This window comes from Klebsiella sp. SWET4 (assembly GCF_024296565.1).
Lineage (GTDB): Bacteria > Pseudomonadota > Gammaproteobacteria > Enterobacterales > Enterobacteriaceae > Klebsiella > Klebsiella variicola.
Genome location: NZ_JANCOB010000001.1, coordinates 1,268,166 through 1,290,665, shown reverse-complemented (window position 1 = coordinate 1,290,665; position 22,500 = coordinate 1,268,166). Strand labels below are relative to the sequence as shown.

Sequence of the window (22,500 nt, the reverse complement as noted above, 5' to 3'; positions counted from 1 at the left end):
TATCCGGTTTATAGCGACTATCTATGATGTCCACTCCTCTCACGCTGCTGGCGGCGGGAAGCCTGAGAAGCGCTTTCCTACCGCTGGTGGCGCACTTTCAGCAGCACACTGGCCTGGCGGTCGATGCGCAGTTTGGCCCTGCCGGCCTGCTGCGCGAGCGGATCGAGGCCGGGGCGCCGTGCGCGGTTTTTGCGTCCGCCAACGCGGCGCACCCGCAGGCGCTGCTGCAGGCCGGTCTGGCGCAGGAATGCCAGGGATTTGCCGGCAACCAGCTGATGCTGACCGCCCGGTGGTCGCCGGACAACGATGGCCTGGACTGGCTGGCGCTGCTCAGCACGCCCCGCCTGCGGCTGGCGACCTCCACGCCGGGATGCGATCCGTCGGGAGATTATACCTGGCAACTGTTTGCCCGAATTGAGGCGCACTATCCTGGGTTGGGCAACGCGATAGCCGGGCGGGCGCAGCCGCGGGTCGGCGGTAGAGACTCACTGAGCGTGCCGCCGGGCGAGATAGCCGGCGCGTGGCTTATTCGCCAGAATCTGGCGGATCTGTTTATCGGCTACGCGCACTATGGCCCCGCGCTGGCCGCCTGCGACGATCTGCGTACCCTGACCATCCCGGCGCCGTGGAATATTCGCTGCGATTACCAGCTGGCGCGCCTCAGGGCGGATCCCGCCGCACTGGCCCTGTATCGCTTTATACTCGGCGACGTTGGCCAGAGGTATCTCCGGCAGGCGGGTTTTATGCCGTTTAGCGACGCAGAGTAAACCCCGGCGCCAGCAGAGGGGACGCGGAGGCGGCATAGTGGATCAGACGTACCGGCAGGCCGTACGCTTGCCGGAGGTGCGTTTCGCTCAGCACGTCGGCGGTCTCGCCTGCCAGCCACTGGCCCTCCGGCAGAAGCAGCAGCGTATGGCTGGCCACCTGCAGCGCATGGTTTGGATCATGGGTCGTGAACAGGACGGTGCGTGCCTGGCGGTGAGCGAGGTCGCCGATCAGCTGCAATACCACCTGCTGGTTACCGAGGTCCAGCGCCGAGCAGGGCTCATCCAGCAGGATATTCTGGCTGGCGCTGACCAGCGCGCGGGCAATCAGCACCAGCTGCTGCTGGCCGCCGGAGAGGGCGCCGAAGTCATCCCCGGCCAGGGCGGCAATCCCCAGCTGCGTCAGCGCGTTCTCAACCCGCCGGGCATCCTCCTCGCCAGGCTGGGCAAAGAGATCCACATGACGGGCGCGGCCCATCAGCACCACATCGCTCACGCGCCAGCGAAAAGCGGGACGAAACGACTGCGGGACCAGGGCGATGCCCCCCTCGCACTGCACCTGGCCGCCCAGCGGCGGCAACACGCCGGTTAGGGTGTCCAGCAGGGTACTTTTTCCCCGGCCATTGGCGCCCAGCACCGCCCAGATCTCACCGGGCCGGCAGGTCAGCGTGAGCGGGGCGAAGAGCGGCTGACGGTGGCCGTAGCGTAGCGCTTCCAGCGATAATGAGCTGTTCATCGGGCGGTACTCCGGCGCCGGGATTGCACCAGTAAAAAGGTAAACAGCGGCGCCCCGAGCAGGGCAGTGATGATCCCGATCGGGATTTCCGCCTGGGTCAGCGTGCGCGCCAGATCGTCCACCACCAGCATCAGCGCGGCGCCAAGCCAGAAGGCGGTGGGCAGCAGGCGACGATGGTCAGCGCCCACCAGCAGACGGGCGAGGTGCGGGACCACCAGCCCCATCCAGGCGATGCTGCCGCTGACCGCCACCTGGGCTGCCACCAGCACTGCACAGCACACCAGCACGCCGCGACGCAGCGCGGCCACCGGAACGCCAAGACTGCGGGCATCGCGTTCCTCCAGCGCCAGCAGGTTGATACGCCAGCGCAGCTTCCACAGCACCCCGACGGCTAGCGCCATGGGCAGGGACATAAGCAGAACCTTATGCCAGCTGGCGGTCGCGAAGCTGCCGAGCAGCCAGAAAACAATGTTCGGTAACGTCTCTTCGCTATCGGCGAGGTACTGCATCAGGCTGACCAGCGCGGCGAAGAAGCCGCTGAGAATGATCCCGGACAGAATCAGCCCCAGCGTGCTGTCCCGCCCCTGCAGGGCGGCGAGGGCGTAAATCAGCCCCAGCGCGATGAGGCCGAAGAAAAAGGTCGAGGCCATCATCAGCAGACCGCCGACGCCCAACAGGATCGCCAGCGTGCCGCCGAAGGCGGAGCCGGCGGTCACCCCGATGATGTGCGGGTCCACCAGCGGGTTCTGGAACACGCCCTGCAAGGTGGCGCCGCACAGCCCCAGCGCGCCCCCGGCCAGCAGAGCCATGACCACGCGCGGCAGGCGAACCGACCAGACGATCTGCCCGATCACCCCTTCACCTGGCGGCAAATGGACCAGGGTGTGGCCAACGGCGCGCAGGCTTAACGGGTACTGGCCGAAACAGAGCGAGGCGACCGCGATCGCCAGCGTCGCCAGCGCCAGGCTACCCTGCAACCGCCAGGGATGGAGGTTAGCGCGCATCTGGCGTCCACGCCACGCGGTAAAAACGCTGATAGTAATCCCTGGCTTTACTGTCCACATCGATGCTCTGGTAGCGCGAAGGATAGAGTTTTTTCGCCATCCATAGCTCGCCCAGCGCCAGGGCCTCCGGCATCGGGTAACCCCAGGCTTTGGCGTACTCCGGCATCAGCCACACGCGGTGGTGTTTCACCGCATCGATCGCCTGCCACTGCGGGTCGTTCTCTATCTGTTTGACCACCTGCGGATAACGGTCCTGGACGAAGATCACCTGCGGGTTCCACTCCAGCACCTGCTCCAGCGACACCTGACGGGCGCCTTTTACGCTGGCGGCCGCCACGTTCAGCGCCCCGGCGTGCGCCATCATCAGCCCGGTGTATTTACCGGCGCCGTAGGTATTCAGATCGGGGTTGGCCATATACACCCGCACCCGCTGGTTCGGTGGAATATCGGCCACCGGCGCATTGGCTTTTTTGCGCGCCGCAAAGGTGTAGTGAATCAGCGCCTCGGCCTCGGGCTGGCGCTCGACGACCTCGCCGATAAGGCGGATCCCCTCCACCAGCCCGGCGTTATAGGCCTGCTCTTCGTCAGCCATGGTGGGGTTCATTTTATTTTTTTCACCCGCGGCGTCCTGGCGCAGCGAGATGGCCACCACCGGGATCCCGGCCTGTTGGATCTGCGCGATCATCGCCGGCGGGGCATAGTTGGCGACAAAAACCACCTGCGGATGCAGCGCCAGCAGGCTTTCAATATTGACCTGGGTGAGATCGCCCGGGGTCGCCAGTTGCCCGATCTCAGGCATAAAGCGGGCGAACTGCGGCCCGAGCTGTTTCTGCCAGCTGCTTAAGACGCCGACGATATCCTCTGCGGCATGCAGTTGCACCAGCAGGTTGAGCGTCTGATGTTGCAGAACCACGACGCGGGTGATGTGGTCGGGGAGCGTGACCTGGCGACCCAGCTGGTCGGTGACGGTGCGGTCGGCAAAGGCCTGGCCGGTGAACAGGCTGGCGCTGAGCAGCGTCAGGCCCAGCAGTAAGGGGTGTTTTGACATGGTGTGGCCCGAATGGCGTGAAAAATTCGTTATGTATTAAATTATATAACGAAGCCGGGCGCAATGGGTGATCGCATTTACCCTCATCACGATCAGGGCATTTCGTACCACACTTCTTCCTCTTCCATGCGGGCCTCTATCTGCCTCGCCACCCTCTGCAGCGCAGGGAGATGCTTCTGCGCCGCCTGCTCAATGGTCATTGCGCTGGCGATATAGACCAGGTTCAGACAGCCGATAACCCGCTGCTGGCTGCTGACCGGCACGGCGATGGAGGCGATTTTCTCCTCCTGCCGCCAGCCGCGGAAGTTTTCGCCATAGCCGTTCTGGCGGGTGCGGGCGAGGATCGCCGCCAGCCGTTCCGGTTCGCGGGCCAGCTGATACTCAGCTTCCGGACGGGCGGCCAGCATGCTGACGATGGCGTCGCGCTCCGCGTCGGGGGCAAAGGCCAGCCACGTCAGCCCGGAGGCGGTGAGCAACAGCGGCAGCCGCCGTCCGACCATCGCGCGGTGAAACGACAGTCGGCTGAAGCGGTGGGTAGTCTCGCGCACCACCATGGCGTCGACGTCGAGGGTGGTGATGTCTGTCGGCCATTGCACCTCGCGCAGCAGCTCGCCGAGCAGCGGCGTGGCGAGGGCAGAAATCCAATGTTCGTCACGAAATCCATCGCTCAGCTGGCGGACGTTAATGGTCAACCGGAAGCTGTCATCGGAGCGGCTGCGGCGGACAAAACCCTCCTCCTGCAGCGTCTCCAGCAGCCGGCGCACGGTGGTGCGATGCAGGCCGCTAAACTCCGCCAGCAGGCCCGGCGTCGCGCCGCCGTCGAATTTATTTAACAATTTTAATAACAATAAACCCCGGCTTAACCCACGCACCGTTTTGTACTCAGTGGACCCATCGTCACGCATAAATCCTTCCTTAAAATGCTTTATAAACAGCATCGTGCACCTGGTGCACATTCGGCGATGTTTTGATTGTAGCCGAAAACCCCCGCCCTATACTCAGCCCATTATAAAAATACGTTTACACATGATTAACAAATTGCCTGTCAGCCGGGCAGTTTCCGAGTCGTGAGGTCGCTGAAAATGACAACATCTACACCCGATATTCAACCCGCCGTGCAGCATACCGCTCAGGTCGCCATCGCCGGCGCCGGTCCGGTTGGCCTGATGATGGCCAACTACCTTGGCCAGATGGGCATCAGCGTGCTGCTGGTGGAAAAGCTCGACACACTGATCGATTACCCGCGGGCCATCGGCATTGACGATGAATCCCTGCGGGCGATGCAGGCGGTAGGGCTGGTGAATGACGTGCTGCCGCACACCACGCCGTGGCACGCCATGCGCTTTCTGACCCCGAAGGGGCGCTGCTTTGCTGATATCCAGCCGATGACCGATGAGTTTGGCTGGTCGCGGCGCAACGCCTTCATTCAGCCGCAGGTCGATGCGGTGATGTATCACGGCCTGCAGCGTTTCCCGCAGGTCCGCTGCCTCTTCTCCCGCGAAGTAGAAGCCTTTAGCCAGAACGGTGACGGTGTCACGTTAAATCTTAAAGGACCGGACGGCGAGCGGGAGACGGTGCGCGCGGACTGGCTGGTGGCCTGCGACGGCGGCGCCAGCTTTATTCGTCGTACGCTGAACGTCCCCTTCGAAGGCAAGACCGCGCCGAATCAGTGGATCGTCATCGATATCGCTAACGACCCGCTGGCCACCCCGCACGTTTACCTGTGCTGCGACCCGGTGCGACCCTACGTTTCCGCCGCGCTGCCCCATGGCGTGCGCCGCTTTGAATTTATGGTGATGCCCGGAGAAACCGAAGCCCAGCTCAGCGAGCCGCACAATATGCGTCGTCTGCTGAGCAAAGTGCTGCCGGACCCGGACCGCGTCGAGCTGATCCGCCAGCGGGTCTACACCCATAACGCCCGACTTGCCGAGCGTTTTCGCATTGACCGGGTGCTGCTGGCCGGCGACGCGGCGCACATCATGCCGGTCTGGCAGGGGCAGGGATACAACAGCGGCATGCGCGACGCCTTCAACCTGGCGTGGAAGCTGGCGCTGGTGGTCAACGGTAAAGCGGGAGAGGCGCTGCTCGACAGCTATCAGCAGGAGCGCCGCGACCACGCGAAAGCGATGATTGATCTGTCGGTCACCGCCGGCCACGTGCTGGCGCCGCCGAAGCGCTGGCAGGGGGCCGTGCGCGACGGTCTCTCCTGGCTGCTGAACTACCTGCCGCCGGTGAAGCGCTACTTCCTTGAAATGCGCTTTAAGCCGATGCCGCAGTACCGCGAGGGGGCGCTGCTGATCGACGCCGCCGGCAAGACCTCGCCGGTGGGCAAAATGTTTATTCAACCGCAGGTGACGCTGGAGAGCGGCGAGAGCGTGCTGCTCGACGACGTCATCGGCGCGAATTTCGCCATTATCGGCTGGGGCTGCAACCCGCAGTGGGGGCTCGACGCCGGGCAGATCGCTCGCTGGCGCGCGATTGGCGTGCGCTTTATCCAGGTGGTGCCGGCGGTGCAGATCCATCGCGAGCAGGATAACGCCCCCGGCACGCTGCGGGTAGGCGATACGCAAAATCGCCTGAAGAGCTGGTTTGCTCAGCATAACACCGCCATTGCCGTGGTCAGACCGGACCGCTTTGTCGCCGCTCTCGCCATCCCGCAGACCCTCGGCGCACAGCTGACCGCCCTGGCGGAAAAAATGACCCTCGCAACCGGGGATACCGCCCGCACTGAAGAGAAGGTGGCCTGATATGGATGCCTATTTGCACTGTCTCTCCCACACTCCGCTGGTGGGATTGGTGGACCCGGAGCAGGCGGTTCTTGATGAAGTGAACGGGGTGATTGCCGACGCCCGGCGGCGGATCGCCGCCTTCGATCCCGAGCTGGTGGTGCTCTTCGCCCCCGATCACTACAACGGTTTTTTCTATGACGTGATGCCGCCGTTCTGCCTCGGCGTCGGCGCCACCGCCATCGGCGACTTCGCCAGCGCCGCCGGCGACCTGCCGGTGCCGACCGAGCTGGCGGAAGCCTGCGCTCACGCCGTGATCAACAGCGGTATCGACCTGGCGGTGTCGTACAACATGCAGGTGGACCATGGCTTCGCCCAGCCGCTGGAGTTTCTGCTGGGTGGCCTGGACCGTGTGCCGGTGCTGCCGGTGTTTATTAACGGCGTCGCCGCGCCGCTGCCGGGTTTTCAACGTACCCGGCTGCTGGGCGAGGCGATGGGCCGCTTTCTCAATACCCTCAATAAGCGGGTGCTGATCCTCGGCTCGGGCGGACTCTCGCACCAGCCGCCGGTGCCGGAGCTGGCGAAGGCCGACGCCCATCTGCGTGACCGTCTGCTTGGCAGTGGCAAACAGCTGCCGCCGGACGAGCGCGAGCTGCGCCAGCAGCGGGTGATCAACGCCGCCAGACGGTTTACCGAAGACCAGCGCTCGCTCCATCCCCTCAACCCGGTCTGGGACAACCGCTTTATGAGCCTGCTGGAGCAGGGGCGGCTGGCGGAGCTGGATGCGATCGGCAACGACGAGCTGTCGGCGATGGCCGGGAAATCGACGCACGAAATTAAGACCTGGGTGGCCGCTTTTGCCGCGCTATCCGCTTTTGGCCGCTGGCGCAGTGAGGGCCGCTATTACCGGCCGATCCCCGAGTGGATCGCCGGGTTCGGCTCGCTGAGCGCCACCACCGAGATTTGATTAACCGGGAGACTAACATGAGCTATCAACCGCAAACCGAAGCCGCCACCAGCCGATTCCTCAATGTCGACGAGGGGGGCCGCACGCTGCGCATCCATATCAATGACTGCGGCGACGGGAAAGAGACCGTGGTCATGCTGCACGGCTCCGGGCCGGGGGCCACCGGCTGGGCCAACTTCAGCCGCAATATTGACCCGCTGGTCGAGGCGGGCTATCGCGTGCTGCTCCTCGACTGTCCGGGGTGGGGCAAAAGCGATTCGATCGTTAACAGCGGCTCACGTTCGGACCTCAACGCCCGGATTCTGAAAAGCGTGGTCGATCAGCTGGGGATCGATAAAGTCCATCTGCTGGGCAACTCGATGGGCGGCCATAGCGCGGTGGCCTTCACTCTGAGCTGGCCGGAGCGGGTGGCTAAGCTGGTGCTGATGGGCGGGGGGACCGGCGGCATGAGCCTGTTTACGCCGATGCCGACGGAGGGCATCAAGCTGCTGAACGCCCTGTACCGCGAGCCGACCATAGAAAACCTGAAGAAGATGATGAGCATCTTCGTCTTCGACACCCGCGACCTCACCGAGGCGCTGTTCGAGGCGCGGCTCAACAATATGCTGTCGCGCCGCGATCATCTGGACAACTTCGTCAAGAGCCTCGAAGCCAACCCGAAGCAGTTTCCTGACTTTGGCCCGCGGCTGGGCGAAATCAGCGCGCCAACCCTGATCGTCTGGGGACGCAATGACCGCTTCGTGCCGATGGATGCCGGGTTGCGCCTGCTCGCCGGGATCGCCGGTTCGGAACTGCATATTTACCGCGACTGCGGCCACTGGGCGCAGTGGGAACATGCCGACAGTTTTAATCAGCTGGTGCTCAATTTCCTCGCACGGGCTTAAGGAGTAAATGATGACTTTTTCTCTTGACGCGCTGGCCCGGCAGCTGCGCGACGCGGAACAGACCGGCCAGGCGATCGCCCCGCTGCGCGATATCCTCGGCGTCGACAATACCGACGCCGCCTATGCCATCCAGCGTCTGAACGTCCAGCACCACGTGGCCCATGGCCGGCGGGTAGTGGGCCGCAAGGTGGGCCTGACCCATCCCAAAGTGCAGCAGCAGCTGGGGGTCAACCAGCCGGATTTCGGCACCCTGTTTGCCGACATGTGCTACGGCGACAACGCCGAGGTGCCGTTTGGCCTCGTGCTGCAGCCCAAAGTGGAAGCCGAGATCGCCCTGGTGTTGAAGCAGGATCTGCCGCATGCCGATACCACCTTTGATGAGCTGTATAACGCCATCGAATGGGTGCTGCCGGCGCTGGAGGTGGTGGGCAGCCGCATTCGCGACTGGTCAATCGGCTTTGTCGACACCGTCGCCGATAACGCCTCCTGTGGCCTGTACGTCATTGGCGGCCCGGCGCAGCGCCCGGCAGGACTGGATCTGAAGCAGTGCGCCATGCACATGACCCGCAACCAGGAGCTGGTCTCCAGCGGTCGCGGCAGCGAGTGTCTGGGGCATCCGCTGAACGCCGCAGTCTGGCTGGCGCGCAAGCTGGCGAGTCTCGGCGAACCGCTGCGGGCGGGGGATATCGTGCTGACCGGGGCGTTAGGCCCGATGGTGGCGATTAACGAGGGGGACAGCTTTGTCGCCCATATCGAAGGTATTGGCTCAGTTGCGGCATGCTTCGTCGCCGCCGGAGAAGGACATCGTGATGCGTAAACGTAAAGTCGCCATTATCGGCTCCGGGAATATCGGCACCGATTTAATGATTAAAATCCTGCGCCACGGCCAGCATCTGGAGATGGCGGTGATGGTCGGCATCGACCCGCAGTCGGATGGCCTGGCCCGCGCCCGGCGCATGGGCGTCGCGACCACCCACGAAGGGGTGGGCGGCCTGATGCAGATGGCGGAATTTGCCGACATCGATTTTGTTTTTGACGCCACCAGCGCCGGGGCGCACATCAAAAACGATGCCGCGCTGCGCGAAGCGAAGCCGGGGATCCGCGTCATCGACCTGACGCCGGCGGCGATTGGCCCGTACTGCGTACCGGTGGTCAACCTCGCGGCCAATCTCCATCAGGGCAACGTCAATATGGTGACCTGCGGCGGGCAGGCGACCATCCCAATGGTCGCCGCGGTCTCGCGAGTGGCGAAGGTGCATTACGCGGAGATCGTGGCCTCGATCGCCAGCCAATCCGCCGGACCGGGCACGCGGGCCAATATTGACGAATTTACCGAAACCACCTCGCAGGCGATTGAAAAAGTCGGCGGCGCGGGCAAGGGCAAAGCGATTATCGTGCTGAACCCGGCGGAGCCGCCGCTGATGATGCGCGATACCGTCTACGTCCTGAGCGAGCTGGCGTCGCAGGAGGCGATTGCCGCCTCGATCGCCGAAATGGCGGCGGCAGTGCAGGCTTACGTCCCAGGCTACCGGCTGAAGCAGCAGGTGCAGTTTGAGGTTATCCCCGAGGATAAGCCGGTCAACCTGCCCGGCGTCGGCTGTTTTTCCGGCCTGAAAACCGCGGTTTACCTCGAAGTGGAAGGGGCGGCGCACTATCTGCCAGCGTACGCGGGCAACCTCGATATTATGACCTCGGCGGCGCTGGCGACGGCGGAGCAAATGGCTGGGGCAATGAACAGCGCGGCGGGAGCGACAGCATGAACGGTAAAAAACTTTATATCTCGGACGTGACGCTGCGCGATGGCATGCACGCCATCCGTCACCAGTATTCCCTGGCGCAGGTGCAGCAGATCGCCGGCGCGCTGGATAAGGCTGGGGTCGACTCCATCGAAGTGGCCCATGGCGATGGCCTGCAGGGATCCAGCTTCAACTACGGCTTTGGCGCTCACAGCGACATCGCGTGGATTGAAGCGGCGGCGGAGGCGGTCAGCCAGGCGAAAATCGCCACCTTGCTGCTGCCGGGCATCGGCACGCTGCACGATCTGAAAGCGGCGTATCAGGCCGGAGCGCGGGTGGTGCGGGTCGCCACCCACTGCAGCGAAGCGGACGTCGCGGCGCAACATATTGCCTTTGCCCGCGAGCTGGGAATGGACACCGTCGGTTTTCTGATGATGAGCCATATGATCTCCCCGCAGGCACTGGCGCAGCAGGCGCTGAAGATGGAATCTTATGGCGCGACCTGTATCTATGTGGTGGATTCCGGCGGGGCGATGAACATGAACGACATTCGCGACCGTTTCCGTGCCCTGAAGGCGGTGCTGAAGCCGGAGACCGCCACCGGGATGCATGCCCACCATAACCTGAGCCTCGGGGTGGCGAACTCTATCGCCGCGGTGGAAGAGGGGTGCGATCGCATTGACGCCAGCCTGGCCGGGATGGGCGCGGGGGCGGGCAATGCGCCGCTGGAGGTGTTTATTGCCGCCGCCGACAAGCTTGGCTGGCAGCATGGCACCGATCTCTACGCCCTGATGAACGCGGCCGATGATCTGGTGCGGCCGCTGCAGGACCGCCCGGTGCGTGTCGACCGCGAAACGCTGGCGCTGGGCTACGCCGGGGTCTACTCCAGCTTCCTGCGCCACAGCGAAGCGGCGGCCGAGCGCTATGGCCTCAGCGCGGTGGATATTCTCGTCGAGCTGGGCAAGCGGCGGATGGTCGGCGGTCAGGAGGATATGATCGTCGACGTCGCACTGGATCTGCTTAACCGCAATAAATAACGAAAAACGTGCGGCTGACAAAGCATCAGCCGCCAGTCACCTGCTCCGTTTGTTCGGCTATCGCCAAGGTACCCTATGACCAAGATAACGACTGCAAACCCCTCGCGCCTGGTGGTTACCATCGGGCTCTGTTTTATGGTGGCCCTGATGGAAGGGCTGGATCTGCAGGCGGCGGGGATCGCCGCCGTCGGCATGGCGCAGGCCTTTGCGCTGGATAAAATGCAGATGGGCTGGATCTTCAGCGCCGGGATCCTCGGCCTGCTGCCCGGCGCGCTGGTGGGCGGCATGCTGGCGGACCGCCACGGGCGCAAGCGCATTCTGCTGGGGTCGGTGCTGCTGTTTGGCCTGTTCTCGCTGGCCACTGCGGTGGCATGGAGCTTCCCGACGCTGCTGCTGGCGCGCCTGCTCACCGGCGTCGGGCTCGGGGCGGCATTGCCTAACCTGATTGCCTTAACCTCGGAAGCCGCTGGCTCACGCTTCCGCGGCCGGGCGGTAAGCCTGATGTACTGCGGCGTACCCATTGGCGCCGCGCTGGCGGCAGCGCTGGGCTTTTCCGGTCTCGCCGCGGCCTGGCAGACTATTTTCTGGATTGGCGGCGTGGTCCCGTTACTGCTGATCCCGCTGCTGATGCGCTGGCTACCGGAGTCGCAGGCGTTTCAGCGCGCGGAGGCCAGCGTGCCGCTGCGCACCCTGTTTGCCCCGGGGCATGCCGCCGCCACCCTGCTGTTGTGGCTGGGTTATTTTTTCACCCTGCTGGTGGTCTATATGCTGATCAACTGGCTGCCGATGCTGCTGGTGGGCCAGGGATTCCGCGCCAGCCAGGCGGCGGGGGTGATGTTCTCTCTGCAGATCGGCGCCGCCTGCGGCACGCTGCTGCTGGGAGCGCTAATGGATAAGCTCACCCCGCTGCGGATGTCGCTCCTGATCTACAGCGGGATTCTGGCTTCCCTGCTGGCGCTGGGCAGCGCGTCGTCGCTAAACGGAATGCTGCTGGCGGGGTTTGTCGCCGGGCTGTTCGCCACCGGCGGCCAGAGCGTACTCTATGCCCTGGCGCCGCTTTTTTACCCCGCAGCGATCCGCGCCACCGGGGTCGGCACCGCCGTGGCGGTGGGCCGTCTCGGGGCGATGAGCGGCCCGCTGCTGGCCGGCAAGATGCTGGCCCTCGGCACCGGCACCGTCGGGGTGATGGCGGCCTCGGCGCCGGGTATTGTGCTGGCTGGGGTGGCGGTGTTCTGGCTGATGCATCGCCAGCAGCGCGCCGCGATTGTCTGAGACGCATCCGGCGGTCTGGCAAAAAAATGCCGGGCCGCCGCCTTGCCTGTCCGCGTCACCTGGCCTATGGTAAGACATCATTCCCTGACGCTTATCGTCCCTATGGCTTACACCTCCCGTTTGCTCAATGCTATCCCTGGCATCCGCCACGCTTTTCTCGATGTCCACGAAACCGCCGCCTTTCCCTATGCCGAGCTGGCTCCGGTGAAGCTGGTGCATGGTAATGAGGTTCATCATTATCAGCAGCCGCTGCCGACGCGCCCGCACGCCGACGCGGTGTTTACCGCGGTAGCCGGGCAAAAGGTGGGGGTGGTGACCGCCGACTGTCTGCCGCTGCTGATCGCCTCGCGCGACGGTCGCTTCGTCTGCAGCGTGCATGCCGGCTGGCAGGGGCTGGCCAGCGGTATTGTCGATAATAGTCTGGCCTGTTTTCGCCAGCAGGGGGTGGCATTGGCCGATCTGGTCATCGCCGTGGGGCCGCATATTCACCCTTGCTGTTACGAAGTCTCCGCCGCATTTTATCAGCAACTGCTGGACCAGCCCGGCGGTGATCGGGTGGCCCGCCATCGCCAGCGGCTGTTTCATTCCCGTTCGGGCCCGGTCAGCGATGCGCTCAAAGTCGCCGCACGCGGCAGCGATAATCTGTGGTTTGATCTGCGCGCCTTTGCCGAAGCGATCTTCGCAGAGGCGGGAGTGTCGCCGGCGAGCGTTGAATGGCTGGGGAGTTGCACCTACTGCACCCCGCAGTCGCTGGGCTCCTACCGACGCCGGACCCATTTTCCGGCGCCGAAGAGCTTTCAGTATTCGTGGATCCTGCGCGAGGCCTGAGGCGCGCTCGCGCTAGAGCACCCGAAAACCGTGGGTGCCGTCGCGGGCCAGCTGATCCACCAGGCCATACTCCCACTCCAGATAAGCCTGCATGGCCTCGGCGGAATTATCGGTTCCTTCGTACGGACGACGATAGCGGTCAAGGCGCTCGACGGCGAGGCCGCTGTCGCCATGCGCCAGCGGCAGACCGGCGGCGATCCACGCCAGCGTCCCGCCGGTAAGCAGCTGCACCGGTTTACCGGTCAAGGCCGCCACCTCCGGCACCGCGTAGCGGGCCAGCAGACTACTGCCGCAGGTCACCACGTAACGTTGGGCGGGAGGGATCACATCCAGGGCCTGGCGCAGCTGCGAGCGCGTTAGCCACCACGCGCCGGGGATATGGCGAGCGACAAAGTTGGCGCTGGTGGTGAAATCGAGCACCACCGTACCGGGTTCGTCCAGCTGTTGCGCCAGCTGCGCCGGGCTTATCTCCTCCGCCTGCGGGCCGGGCGGCACCTCGGCGGCCGGCACCCCGCGTTCGCTCAACTGGCTGGCCGACAGCGCACTCAGCCGCGCCGTCTCCCAGCCCATCTGCGCCAGCCACGAGCCGGTTATCGCCGCCCGGATGCCATCGTCATCCAGCAGCACAATGCGCGCCCCTCGTACGCTGGCGAAGTGATCGGTCTCCTGCACCAGCTGGCCGCCTGGCGCGCTCAGGCTGCCGGGATAGTGACCCGCCGCGTACTCCTCGGGGCTGCGGACATCAAACAGGAAGGTAGTGCGGTCGTTCTGCTGCAGCCAACGTTGCAGCGTGGCCTCATCGATGACCGCCACCCCGGCCCGTTCGGCAAGATGCGCCACCTCAGCGGCCCGGGCGCCGGAGGCGCGGGCGGAGGGATCGTATTGCCGCTGCTGCTGGTGCGCCAGCGTCTGGCCGGCCAGCGTCCAGCCGATAGTGCCATTGCGCAGGGCATGGACCGGGTTTGGCACGCCGGCGTTGATCAGCGACTGGGTGCCGATGATGCTGCGGGTGCGTCCGGCGCAGTTGACGATAACCGGCGTCTGCGGGGAGGGCGTCAGGCTCTCCACCCGCAGGGCCAGCTCGCCGCCGGGCACGCTGATGCTGCCGGGGATGCTCATGGTCTGGTACTCATCGAAGCGCCGGGCGTCGACGATCACCACCTCCTGCCGGCTGTCGATGAGCGCCTGAACCTCCTGGGCGCTGAGCGACGGTGTGTGACGCACGCTTTCCACCAGTTCACCAAAGGCTTTGCTGGCGGAGTTGACGTCCTGAAACAGCTCGCCGCCGCTGCGGCGCCAGCCGGCGAGCCCCTCTGTCAGCAGGGCCACATCCTGATAGCCCCAGGCCCGTAGCCGTTCGACGGCGATCTCCGCCAGACCTTCGCCGTTGTCGTAGACGGTGAGCGGGGTGGTGAAGCGCGGTATCCGCCGGCGGACCTCCAGCTCCAGTTTGCTGAGCGGCAGATTGACGGCAAACAGCGGATGAGCGGTGGCGAAATCGGCCTCTTCACGGACGTCGATCAGCGCCAGTTCACGACGGTCGAGCAGCGCCTGGCGTATCCCGGCGGCCTGGCGATAAGCGTAGGTGGACATAGTGGTTATCCTTGATGTTCGCGGGAGGAATCCCAGATATTGGGTAAATGGCGGTTAGAGTAGCCGGAGATAAACGGTTTCTGCTGCCCTTCCGGGGTGTACACGGCGCGCTTCACCGCGCCGATATTGCCGCCGTAGATGTGAATGCTGATGGAGACGCGATCCGCCAGCGCATTGCTGACGCGATGAATATCGCCATCGTCAGCGGAGACTTTCTCCACCTGGCCTGCTTCCAGAAGCGTGGCGGCGCCCAGCGCGCGCGGTATGCCATCGGCATCCAGCTGGTAGCGCTGGTTTTCCTCCGCGCCGCGCAGCATACCAATGGCCCCCCACACCCGGTGGTCATGGATCGGCGTCGCTTGCCCCGGTCCCCAGACGAAGCTGACAATCGAGAAGCGCTCCCCGGAGTCGGCATGCAGCAGATACTGCTGGTAATGGTGCGGATGCGGCAGGGTGTACTCTTCCGGCAGCCAGTCGTCGTAACGCACCAGCGCCACCAGCCGCTGCGCCACGGCGTCAAGCAGCGGGGCGGTCTGGTGGTGCTCACGGTGCAGGCGGTCTACCTCATGAATGAAATGGCGTAATTTTTCCAGTCGTGGTGCAGTCATGTGCGGTTCCTGTCAGAGGGACTGGTCAAAACGCTAACAGAGGCGTTAATATTATTTAAATGCAATTTACGCATATATTAATATGCAAATTTCACATAAGGATCCTATGCGCATTGACGATATTGACGCTTTGCTGGCCACGGTGCAGTTTTCCTCCCTCAATCAGGCCGCGGAATATCTGGGGATCACCCAGTCGGCCATCACCCGGCGTCTTCAGCGTCTGGAACAGGAGCTGAACGTGACGCTGTTGGAGCGCCAGACCCGCCCGCTGACCCTGACCGCCGCCGGACACCGGGTGTACGAGCAGTGTCTGAGCATTAAGCGTGAGACGAAAAAACTCTACAGCCTGTTGGATCCGCAAGGCGAGCCGCGCGGCGCGCTGCGTCTCGGCGTGCCGCAGAGTCTCAGCGAGATTGCCCTGCCGGCGGCGCTGTCGACGCTGAGCCAGCAGTTTCCCGGACTGTCGCCGCAGATCACCTGCGGCTGGAGCGGACAGCTGCAGCGTCGGCTGGAAAACGGCGAGCTGGACGGCATGCTGGCGATGGGGCCGGCCCAGCAAAGCTTCGCCGAGGGCTATAGCGGGCGCCTGCTGTGTCCCCTGGAGGTGGTGCCGATCGTCAGCCGGCGTTTGAATTTGCGCGCGTCATCCCTGCGGGAGTGCGCCGAACAGGGCTGGATCCTTAACCCCGACGGTTGTGGCCTGCGCGCCGGGCTCATTCGCGAGCTGCAGAGTCAGGGATTGCGGTTGAAGCTCAATGTCGAAAGCGCGGGCGCGCAGCTGCAGATAGCGCTGGTGGCGCAGGGACAGGGGCTGGGTCTGGTGCCGCGGGCGGCGCTGGCCTGCAGCCCGTGGCGGGACGAGATCGCGGTCCTCAATCTCAGCGATTTTCAGCCTGCGGTCTCACTGTGGCTGATCCACGCCCAGTATCTGGCAAACCTGCAGCCGCCGCTGACCTTTTTCGCCAGCAAAGTGGTGCAGCAGCTGACAGTATCCGACTGAAAGCACTATGCATTTTTGTTTAATGCTAATTCAGCATATTAAGATATGATAAAAATGCATTTTGCTCATTAACACACTCTGTATAGGGTAATGACCAGCGCCGCTGTCGCGGCCACTCCATTACCCTGACGCAAGGAGTTGTTCATGAGCATTCAGTTTCTCGGCATGATTGGCCACCGCCTCTCTTCCGAAACGATTGCCCCGGTGGGGCCGATCTTTGACCGCGACTATATCGTTCGCTTTGCGCAAACCCATGAAGCCGCCGGGTTTGATCGTCTGCTGGTCGGCCACTGGTCCGATCAACCCGACGGCTTTCTGGTGACGGCCCTGGCGGGGCTGTCGACGCCGAAAATCCATTACCTGCTGGCTCATCGCCCCGGTTTTGTTTCGCCAACCCTCGCCGCGCGCAAATTCGCCACCCTTGAGCACCTGTTGGGGGGCCGGCTGGCGGTGCATATCATCAGCGGCGGCAACGATGCCGAGCAGCGCCGGGATGGCGATTATCTCGACCACGACCAGCGCTACGCCCGCACCGACGCCTTCCTCGACACCGTGCGCCAGGTGTGGACCAGCGAGCAGCCGGTGGATATTCACAACGATTTTTATCAGGCCGAGCAGGCCTGGTCCGCCATTCGCCCGCTGCAAAAACCGCATCTTCCCATCTACTTCGGCGGCTCGTCGGAAGCGGCCATCGCCGTCGCCGGCAAACATGCCGACGTCTTCGCCCTGTGGGGCGAGTCGCTGGCGCAAACCGGAGAGACCATCCAGCGCGTGCGCGCCGAAGCGGCGAAACACCAGCGTGATATCGGCTTCAGCGTCTCGTTCCGGCCGATTATCGCCGACAGCGAAGCCGAAGCCTGGGAGAAAGCCGAGCATATCCTTCACGTCGCCACCGAGCAGGCGGCGCAACGCGGAGGGGGTTTCAAAGCCAAACCGGACAGCATCGGCGCCCAGCGGCTGCGGGCCACCGCGGCGCAGGGCAGGGTGGTGGACAAACGTCTGTGGACCGGCATCGCCCAACTGGTGGGCGGCGGACATAACTCCACCGCCCTGGTGGGCACCCCGGAGCAGGTGGCGGATGCGCTGCTCGATTACTACGACCTCGGCGTGCGTAACTTCCTGATCCGCGGCTTCGATCCGCTGAACGACGCGGCCGACTATGGCCGGGCGCTGCTGCCGATCGCCCGGGAAAAAGCTGCCCGGCGTGCGGTGGCGGAGCGCGCATCGTGATCCATCCTGAGCGCGACGACTGGGCCCGGCAGCTGACGGCGCTCCGCCAGCAGATGGCGGAGCAGGCGGCCAGCCTTGATGCCAGCGGCGACTTTCCCCAGCGTAATATCGACCATCTGCGCGCGGGGGGCTGGTTAAGTCTCGCCGTGCCGTCATCCTGCGGCGGCGCGGGCGCCACTCTGGCCCAGCTGCAGCAGGTCATCGCCGCCATCGCCTGGGGAGAGCCGGCGACAGCGCTGATTGTCTGCATGCAGTATCTGCACCATTTGCGGCTGGCGGAAAATGACGCCTGGCACGCGCCGCTGCGCCAGCAGGTTTTTCACGATGCTGTCGAACACGGTGGCCTGATCAACAGCCTGCGCGTCGAGCCGGAGCTGGGATCCCCGGCGCGGGGCGGCCTGCCGGACACCGTGGCGACCCGTCGCGCGGAGGGCTGGGACATCAGCGGCCATAAAATTTATACCACCGGCATTGAAGGGCTGCGCTGGCTGGCGGTGTGGGCCAGAAGCGATGATAACCCGCCGCTGGTGGGCACCTGGCTGGTGGCTGGCGACAGCCCGGGTATCAGCGTGGTGAAAAGCTGGGATCACGCCGGGATGCGGGCCACCGGCAGCCATGAAGTTATTTTTAACCACGTGCGGGTGGCGGCAGAGCACGCGGTGGATGTCTGGCCGGCCGATGCGCCACCCGCCGCGGAGGCCGAACCGTTTCGCCTGTTCGCCAACCGGCAGACGGCGCTGCTGGCGGCGATCTATGACAGCATTGCCCACGCCGCTCACGACTGGCTGGTGAGGTGGCTGGCGGGACGGGTACCCGCCGGTCTCGGTCATCCGCTCTCTCGTCTGCCACGGGTGCAGGAGAAAGTCGGGCAGATCGCCGGGCTGCTGCTGGTCAACCGCAGCCTGCTGGAGCAGGCCGCCGCGCTGCGCTTTTCCGCTATCGAGGCCAATCTGGCGAAAGTCACCATCACCGACAACGCCATTCAGGCGGTGAATATTGCGCTCGAGCTGACCGGCAATCATGGCCTGAGCCGACAGAACCCGCTGGAACGCCACTACCGCAACGTGCTCTGCGGACGGGTACATACCCCACAGAGCGACAGCGCCTGGCTGGCAGCCGGCAACTTCGTCTTTCAATCACAAGGATAATCACGATGCGTCTATCATTTTCAGGCCGGGTGGCGGCAGCGCTGATGCTGCTGGCGCTGGGCGGCTACGCGACAGCGCAGGAGCGGATCACCCTGCGTATCGCCGATCAAAAAGGCGGCATGCGTTCGCAGCTGGAGGCGGCCAACGCCCTGCAAAATCTCCCTTACGACATTAAGTGGGCCGAGTTCCCGGCCGCCGCGCCGCTGGCGGAAGCCCTCAACGCGGGCGCCGTGGACGCGGGGATCATCGGCGATGCGCCGTTGCTGTTTGCTCTGGCCAACGGTGCGCCGGTCAAGGCCATTGCCGTGGATAAAAGCAACCCGGCGGGGACCGCGGTGCTGGTTTCCCCCGGCAGCACGTTAAAAAGCGGCGCCGATTTAAAAGGCAAACGCATCGCCACCGGTAAAGGGTCGATTGGTCATTTCGTGGCGCTGAAAGCGCTGGAGCAGGCGGGGATTTCACCGAAGGAGGTGCAGTGGGTGTTCCTCGGCCCGGTGGACGCCAAAGTGGCGCTGCTTAACGGTTCGGTAGACGCCTGGGCGACCTGGGAGCCCTACACCACCCAGATGGTGAAGACCAACGAGGGGCAGATTCTGGTGAGCGGCAAAGGGCTGCTGCCGGGGAATACCTTCCTCGCGGCAACGGATTCCGCGCTTAACGATCCGCAAAAACGCGCCGCGCTGCAGGATTATCTCCAGCGCCTGGCCGGCGCCGAGCGCTGGGCCTACGCCAATCTCGACAGCTACGGCAAAACGCTGGGGGAGATCATCCGCTTCCCGGCGGAGATCGCCCGCGCGCAGTTTGCCAACCGCCAGTCGCAGTGGCAGCCGCTGGCAGAGGAAACGGTGACCCAGCAGCAGGCAACGGCGGACTTTTATCTCGCCAACGGCCTGATCCGCACCCGGCTGGACGTGAAGCCGACCTTTGACCCCAGCTTTAGCGTGCCCGCCGCCGAGGTGACACCATGACCAGAAACACTTTTTCCCGCCGCCGTTTTTTACAGCTCAGCGGCGGCCTGGCGCTGGCCGGGGTCTCTCTGCCGCTGTGGGCTCACGATATGGCGGACATGGCCAGCGGCGATGCCCATCCGGCGCTGCGCCTGCCAAAGCCCTACAAGATCAAGCTGGCGATCAATAAAAGCGCGGTATGCCTCGCGCCGGTCGCCGTCGCCGAGCAGCAGAAGATTTTCAGTAAATATAACCTCGACGTTGAGTTTGTTAACTTCGGCAACTCCACTGATGTGCTGCTGGAGGCGATCGCCACCGGTAAGGCCGACGCCGGGGTGGGGATGGCGCTGCGCTGGCTGAAGGCGCTGGAGCAGGGCTTTGACGTCAAGCTCACCGCCGGGACCCACGGCGGCTGTCTGAACCTGCTGACGGCCAAAGACTCGCCGTTCGGCGGCCTCGAGAGCCTGAAGGGACAAACCATCGGCGTCACCGACATGGCCGGGCCGGATAAAAACTTCTTCGCCATTCTGCTTAAGCGCCACGGTATCGACCCGATCAGCGACGTGCAGTGGAAAGTCTACCCGGCGGATCTGCTCAGCGTGGCGCTGGACAAGCGCGAAATCGCCGCCATCAGCGGCAGCGAGCCATTCAGCTATCGTCTGCTGGAGACCGGCAAGTATCAGCTGATCGCCAGCAATATGACCGGGGATTATGCCAACCTCAGCTGCTGCGTGCTGGGGGTGAGCGGAAGCCTGGCGCGGGACCATAAACCGGCGGCCGCCGCGCTCACTCAGGCGATCCTTGAGGCGCACAGCTATGCCGCAGCGCATCCGGAAAGCGTGGCGCAATCCTTCCTCGCCCATGCCCTGAACACCAGTGAAGCGGAGGTGAGCGGCATCCTGCACGGGCAGGGCCACGGCCATCATGCGGTGGGCGAAGCATTCGTGAAAGAGCTGACGCAGTACGCGGTCGACCTGCAGCGGGTGCAGGTGATCAAGCCGGGTACCGATCCCCATCAGTTCGCGGAGAGTATCTATGCCAACGTATTCGCCTGAGCAGGCTCTGGCGCGCCCCACCGGCCGCGCGCCGCTGTGGGGAGAAGGGCTGCTGGCCGCCGCGCTGTGGCTGCTGGGCGGTCTGTTTACCCTGGCCTGGCCCGATGCCGGGCGGCGCTGGCCGTTTAGCGAAGGGTGGGCGCTGGCGCAATTCACCCTCGGCGGTGGATTACTGCTGCTGGCGCTGAGCTATCGCTACTGGCGAGCGCGCGGCGCGCGTGTGCGGCATGCCGGCAAGTGGCTGGCGCTGTTGCCGGTGCTGTTTGCTGTCTGGGAAGGGCTGACCGCCAAGAGCGCCGTGCTACCGGTGCCGTTTTTCGCGCCGCCGCAGGCGCTGATCGAAGTACTGCACGACGACTGGCCGCGCCTGCTCGACAGCCTGCTGCACTCGCTGGGGCTGCTGGGGCTCGGCGTGCTGCTGGGCACCAGCAGCGGGTTCATCACCGGTCTGGCCATCGGCTGGTCGCAACGGATTGGCTACTGGGTGCATCCGGTGTTACGTCTGCTGGGCCCGGTGCCGTCCACCGCGCTGCTGCCGCTGTGCCTGTTTATTTTTCCCTCGAGCTTCGGCGCCAGCGTGTTTTTGATCGCGCTGAGCACCTGGTTCCCGGTCACGGTGCTGACCTGGTCCGGAGTGATGGGCATTGATAAGGCGTGGTACGACGTGGCGCGGACCCTCGGCGCCAGCCAGCGTTTCCTGATCCTGCGGGTGGCGATCCCCGCCGCGCTGCCGAACGTCTTTGTCGGCCTGTTTATGGGGCTCGGCGCGTCGTTTTCGGTGCTGATTGTCGCCGAAATGGTCGGGGTGAAGTCAGGGATCGGCTTTTACCTCCAGTGGGCCCAGGGCTGGGCGGCCTATCCGAATATGTACGCCGCGCTGCTGGTAATGGCGTTGTTATGCTCCGGCCTGATAAGCGGATTATTTATGCTGCGTGACCGGCTGCTTAGCTGGCAGCGAGGAGGAATGCAATGGTAACAGCGACGCCAGATTCGCCGGCGATAGCGCGCGGCGCGGCGGTATCCATCAGCCATCTTCATCATGCGTTTACGCTTGGCAAACAGACGGTACCGGTGCTGGAGAATATCAGTCTGCAGCTGCGCCCGGGGGAAAGCGTGGCGCTGCTGGGTCCTTCCGGCTGCGGTAAATCAACCCTGCTGCGGCTGCTGGCGGGGCTGGAAGCGCCGCAGAGCGGACAGATGCAGATCGACGGCGCGGCGCCCGGCGCCCCGGGGCCGGAGCGGATCCTTGTGTTTCAGGATCCGACGCTCTACCCATGGCTGACGGTACGGCAGAACGTGCTGCTGGGCCCGCAGGCACAGGGCAAAAAGGGGCTGGAGGCGAAGGCCGACGCGCTGATTGACCGCATCGGGCTGCAGGCCTTCAGCGAGGCGTGGCCGCGGCAGCTGTCCGGGGGGATGGCGCAGCGTGCGGCGCTGGCGCGCGCCTTATTGAACGAACCGCGCCTGCTGCTGCTCGACGAGCCGTTGGGTAAGCTGGATTCCCTGACTCGCATCAGCATGCAGCGGGAGCTGATCGCCCTCTGGCAGCAGCAGGGGTATACCAGCCTGCTGGTGACCCACGATATCGAAGAGGCGCTGCTGCTGTGCGAGCGGGTACTGGTGATGTCGCCGCGTCCAGGGCGGATTATCGCCGAGTTCGCGCTGCCGCTGGATTTTCCCCGTCATCGCGATAACCCGCAGCTGCTGCAGCATCGTCAGGATATATTGCGCATCCTCGGCCAGGAGGAGGACTGGTAAGCTGAACGCATTGCCCGGTGGCGGCTGCGACAAAGGTCACGGAAAGGTAGGCCGGTGCAAGCGCAGCGCCGCCCGGCAATGAACATCCGGCGCCAGGCGCCACGTTTTTGCCCGGTGGCGGCTGCGCCTTACCGGGCCTACGAACTCGACAGGAAGGGG

At 64.4% G+C, this 22,500-nt stretch carries 21 protein-coding genes and 1 pseudogene; 16 read left to right on the top strand and 6 right to left on the bottom strand.

The genetic code is table 11. The annotated features are described in order from the left end of the window. The first annotated feature begins 23 nt into the window (after nucleotides 1-23). Nucleotides 24-767, top strand: a complete 744-nt coding sequence (locus tag NKJ21_RS06635; protein ID WP_131023625.1) for a substrate-binding domain-containing protein — start codon at nucleotides 24-26, stop codon at nucleotides 765-767. Here NKJ21_RS06635 and NKJ21_RS06630 read toward each other — a convergent pair. From NKJ21_RS06630 to NKJ21_RS06615, 4 genes are all read right to left on the bottom strand, one after another. Continuing rightward, nucleotides 751-1,500, bottom strand: a complete 750-nt coding sequence (locus tag NKJ21_RS06630; RefSeq protein WP_016161291.1) for an ABC transporter ATP-binding protein — start codon at nucleotides 1,498-1,500, stop codon at nucleotides 751-753. The two genes, NKJ21_RS06635 and NKJ21_RS06630, sit on opposite strands and share 17 nt — an antisense overlap. After that, complete coding sequence (locus NKJ21_RS06625) at nucleotides 1,497-2,504, bottom strand: iron ABC transporter permease (RefSeq protein WP_110235688.1); 1,008 nt, start codon at nucleotides 2,502-2,504, stop codon at nucleotides 1,497-1,499. The genes NKJ21_RS06630 and NKJ21_RS06625 overlap by 4 nt, the downstream gene beginning before the upstream one ends. Continuing rightward, nucleotides 2,494-3,552, bottom strand: coding sequence for an ABC transporter substrate-binding protein (locus tag NKJ21_RS06620; protein ID WP_131023626.1), 1,059 nt, complete (start codon nucleotides 3,550-3,552; stop codon nucleotides 2,494-2,496). The genes NKJ21_RS06625 and NKJ21_RS06620 overlap by 11 nt, the downstream gene beginning before the upstream one ends. 92 nt (nucleotides 3,553-3,644) lie before the next feature. Next, nucleotides 3,645-4,457, bottom strand: a complete 813-nt coding sequence (locus NKJ21_RS06615; RefSeq protein ID WP_048965051.1) for a DNA-binding transcriptional regulator — start codon at nucleotides 4,455-4,457, stop codon at nucleotides 3,645-3,647. Nucleotides 4,458-4,634: 177 nt separating this feature from the next. Between NKJ21_RS06615 and NKJ21_RS06610 the strand changes: the two genes are divergently transcribed. The 8 genes from NKJ21_RS06610 (at nucleotide 4,635) to NKJ21_RS06575 (ending at nucleotide 13,002) form a co-directional block, all read left to right on the top strand. Beyond that, a complete protein-coding gene (locus tag NKJ21_RS06610; protein ID WP_071582941.1) occupies nucleotides 4,635-6,299 on the top strand; it encodes a bifunctional 3-(3-hydroxy-phenyl)propionate/3-hydroxycinnamic acid hydroxylase in 1,665 nt (554 codons plus the stop codon). Between the two features lies 1 nt (nucleotide 6,300). Beyond that, on the top strand, nucleotides 6,301-7,245 hold the full coding sequence (gene mhpB, locus NKJ21_RS06605; RefSeq protein ID WP_016161286.1) for a 2,3-dihydroxyphenylpropionate/2,3-dihydroxicinnamic acid 1,2-dioxygenase: 945 nt from the start codon (nucleotides 6,301-6,303) through the stop codon (nucleotides 7,243-7,245). A 17-nt stretch (nucleotides 7,246-7,262) separates the two neighbouring features. Further along, nucleotides 7,263-8,129: a 2-hydroxy-6-oxonona-2,4-dienedioate hydrolase gene (gene mhpC, locus NKJ21_RS06600; protein WP_061154261.1), complete on the top strand. Its 867-nt coding sequence runs from the start codon at nucleotides 7,263-7,265 to the stop codon at nucleotides 8,127-8,129. A 10-nt stretch (nucleotides 8,130-8,139) separates the two neighbouring features. After that, nucleotides 8,140-8,946, top strand: coding sequence for a 2-keto-4-pentenoate hydratase (gene mhpD, locus NKJ21_RS06595; RefSeq protein WP_254732812.1), 807 nt, complete (start codon nucleotides 8,140-8,142; stop codon nucleotides 8,944-8,946). Beyond that, complete coding sequence (gene mhpF, locus NKJ21_RS06590) at nucleotides 8,939-9,889, top strand: acetaldehyde dehydrogenase (protein ID WP_016161284.1); 951 nt, start codon at nucleotides 8,939-8,941, stop codon at nucleotides 9,887-9,889. Before mhpD ends, mhpF begins: the two co-directional genes overlap by 8 nt. Next, nucleotides 9,886-10,902: a 4-hydroxy-2-oxovalerate aldolase gene (gene mhpE, locus NKJ21_RS06585; protein WP_012541412.1), complete on the top strand. Its 1,017-nt coding sequence runs from the start codon at nucleotides 9,886-9,888 to the stop codon at nucleotides 10,900-10,902. Before mhpF ends, mhpE begins: the two co-directional genes overlap by 4 nt. Before the next feature lie 75 nt (nucleotides 10,903-10,977). Further along, a complete protein-coding gene (gene mhpT / locus NKJ21_RS06580; RefSeq protein WP_023340336.1) occupies nucleotides 10,978-12,174 on the top strand; it encodes a 3-(3-hydroxy-phenyl)propionate transporter MhpT in 1,197 nt (398 codons plus the stop codon). A gap of 102 nt (nucleotides 12,175-12,276) precedes the next feature. Continuing rightward, nucleotides 12,277-13,002: a polyphenol oxidase family protein gene (locus NKJ21_RS06575; protein ID WP_254732810.1), complete on the top strand. Its 726-nt coding sequence runs from the start codon at nucleotides 12,277-12,279 to the stop codon at nucleotides 13,000-13,002. A 12-nt stretch (nucleotides 13,003-13,014) separates the two neighbouring features. On the opposite strand, the gene NKJ21_RS06570 is transcribed toward NKJ21_RS06575, so the two are convergent. Beyond that, nucleotides 13,015-14,595: a rhodanese homology domain-containing protein gene (locus NKJ21_RS06570; RefSeq protein WP_044612669.1), complete on the bottom strand. Its 1,581-nt coding sequence runs from the start codon at nucleotides 14,593-14,595 to the stop codon at nucleotides 13,015-13,017. Between the two features lie 5 nt (nucleotides 14,596-14,600). Then, nucleotides 14,601-15,203: a cysteine dioxygenase gene (locus tag NKJ21_RS06565; protein WP_044612670.1), complete on the bottom strand. Its 603-nt coding sequence runs from the start codon at nucleotides 15,201-15,203 to the stop codon at nucleotides 14,601-14,603. Between the two features lie 106 nt (nucleotides 15,204-15,309). On the opposite strand from NKJ21_RS06565, the gene NKJ21_RS06560 reads away from it, so the two are divergent. From NKJ21_RS06560 to NKJ21_RS06530, 7 genes and pseudogenes are all read left to right on the top strand, one after another. Then, entirely contained in the window at nucleotides 15,310-16,203 is an 894-nt protein-coding gene (locus NKJ21_RS06560) for a LysR family transcriptional regulator (protein WP_221019453.1), read from the top strand. Nucleotides 16,204-16,347: 144 nt separating this feature from the next. Then, a pseudogene (locus NKJ21_RS06555) lies at nucleotides 16,348-17,443 on the top strand (LLM class flavin-dependent oxidoreductase). Next, entirely contained in the window at nucleotides 17,430-18,581 is a 1,152-nt protein-coding gene (locus NKJ21_RS06550) for an acyl-CoA dehydrogenase family protein (RefSeq protein WP_023322821.1), read from the top strand. The pseudogene NKJ21_RS06555 and the gene NKJ21_RS06550 overlap by 14 nt, the downstream one beginning before the upstream one ends. Before the next feature lie 5 nt (nucleotides 18,582-18,586). Beyond that, a complete protein-coding gene (locus NKJ21_RS06545; RefSeq protein ID WP_008804495.1) occupies nucleotides 18,587-19,549 on the top strand; it encodes an ABC transporter substrate-binding protein in 963 nt (320 codons plus the stop codon). Further along, nucleotides 19,546-20,583 (top strand): ABC transporter substrate-binding protein, encoded by a 1,038-nt coding sequence (locus tag NKJ21_RS06540; RefSeq protein WP_131002187.1) that lies wholly within the window; start codon nucleotides 19,546-19,548, stop codon nucleotides 20,581-20,583. The genes NKJ21_RS06545 and NKJ21_RS06540 overlap by 4 nt, the downstream gene beginning before the upstream one ends. Further along, on the top strand, nucleotides 20,564-21,559 hold the full coding sequence (locus tag NKJ21_RS06535; RefSeq protein ID WP_012967948.1) for an ABC transporter permease: 996 nt from the start codon (nucleotides 20,564-20,566) through the stop codon (nucleotides 21,557-21,559). Before NKJ21_RS06540 ends, NKJ21_RS06535 begins: the two co-directional genes overlap by 20 nt. Beyond that, nucleotides 21,553-22,341, top strand: a complete 789-nt coding sequence (locus tag NKJ21_RS06530; protein WP_012541422.1) for an ABC transporter ATP-binding protein — start codon at nucleotides 21,553-21,555, stop codon at nucleotides 22,339-22,341. The genes NKJ21_RS06535 and NKJ21_RS06530 overlap by 7 nt, the downstream gene beginning before the upstream one ends. Nucleotides 22,342-22,500: the final 159 nt, after the last annotated feature.

Coding starts and splice junctions, on each gene's coding strand:
- NKJ21_RS06620 (WP_131023626.1), bottom strand. CDS start 3,552: ATGTCAAAACACCCCTTACTGCTGGGCCTGACGCTGCTCAGCGCCAGC.
- NKJ21_RS06560 (WP_221019453.1), top strand. CDS start 15,310: ATGCGCATTGACGATATTGACGCTTTGCTGGCCACGGTGCAGTTTTCC.
- NKJ21_RS06610 (WP_071582941.1), top strand. CDS start 4,635: ATGACAACATCTACACCCGATATTCAACCCGCCGTGCAGCATACCGCT.
- NKJ21_RS06635 (WP_131023625.1), top strand. CDS start 24: ATGATGTCCACTCCTCTCACGCTGCTGGCGGCGGGAAGCCTGAGAAGC.
- mhpE (WP_012541412.1), top strand. CDS start 9,886: ATGAACGGTAAAAAACTTTATATCTCGGACGTGACGCTGCGCGATGGC.
- NKJ21_RS06625 (WP_110235688.1), bottom strand. CDS start 2,504: ATGCGCGCTAACCTCCATCCCTGGCGGTTGCAGGGTAGCCTGGCGCTG.
- mhpC (WP_061154261.1), top strand. CDS start 7,263: ATGAGCTATCAACCGCAAACCGAAGCCGCCACCAGCCGATTCCTCAAT.
- NKJ21_RS06530 (WP_012541422.1), top strand. CDS start 21,553: ATGGTAACAGCGACGCCAGATTCGCCGGCGATAGCGCGCGGCGCGGCG.
- NKJ21_RS06540 (WP_131002187.1), top strand. CDS start 19,546: ATGACCAGAAACACTTTTTCCCGCCGCCGTTTTTTACAGCTCAGCGGC.
- mhpF (WP_016161284.1), top strand. CDS start 8,939: ATGCGTAAACGTAAAGTCGCCATTATCGGCTCCGGGAATATCGGCACC.
- mhpB (WP_016161286.1), top strand. CDS start 6,301: ATGGATGCCTATTTGCACTGTCTCTCCCACACTCCGCTGGTGGGATTG.
- NKJ21_RS06630 (WP_016161291.1), bottom strand. CDS start 1,500: ATGAACAGCTCATTATCGCTGGAAGCGCTACGCTACGGCCACCGTCAG.
- NKJ21_RS06615 (WP_048965051.1), bottom strand. CDS start 4,457: ATGCGTGACGATGGGTCCACTGAGTACAAAACGGTGCGTGGGTTAAGC.
- NKJ21_RS06565 (WP_044612670.1), bottom strand. CDS start 15,203: ATGACTGCACCACGACTGGAAAAATTACGCCATTTCATTCATGAGGTA.
- mhpD (WP_254732812.1), top strand. CDS start 8,140: ATGACTTTTTCTCTTGACGCGCTGGCCCGGCAGCTGCGCGACGCGGAA.
- NKJ21_RS06545 (WP_008804495.1), top strand. CDS start 18,587: ATGCGTCTATCATTTTCAGGCCGGGTGGCGGCAGCGCTGATGCTGCTG.
- NKJ21_RS06575 (WP_254732810.1), top strand. CDS start 12,277: ATGGCTTACACCTCCCGTTTGCTCAATGCTATCCCTGGCATCCGCCAC.
- NKJ21_RS06570 (WP_044612669.1), bottom strand. CDS start 14,595: ATGTCCACCTACGCTTATCGCCAGGCCGCCGGGATACGCCAGGCGCTG.
- NKJ21_RS06535 (WP_012967948.1), top strand. CDS start 20,564: ATGCCAACGTATTCGCCTGAGCAGGCTCTGGCGCGCCCCACCGGCCGC.
- mhpT (WP_023340336.1), top strand. CDS start 10,978: ATGACCAAGATAACGACTGCAAACCCCTCGCGCCTGGTGGTTACCATC.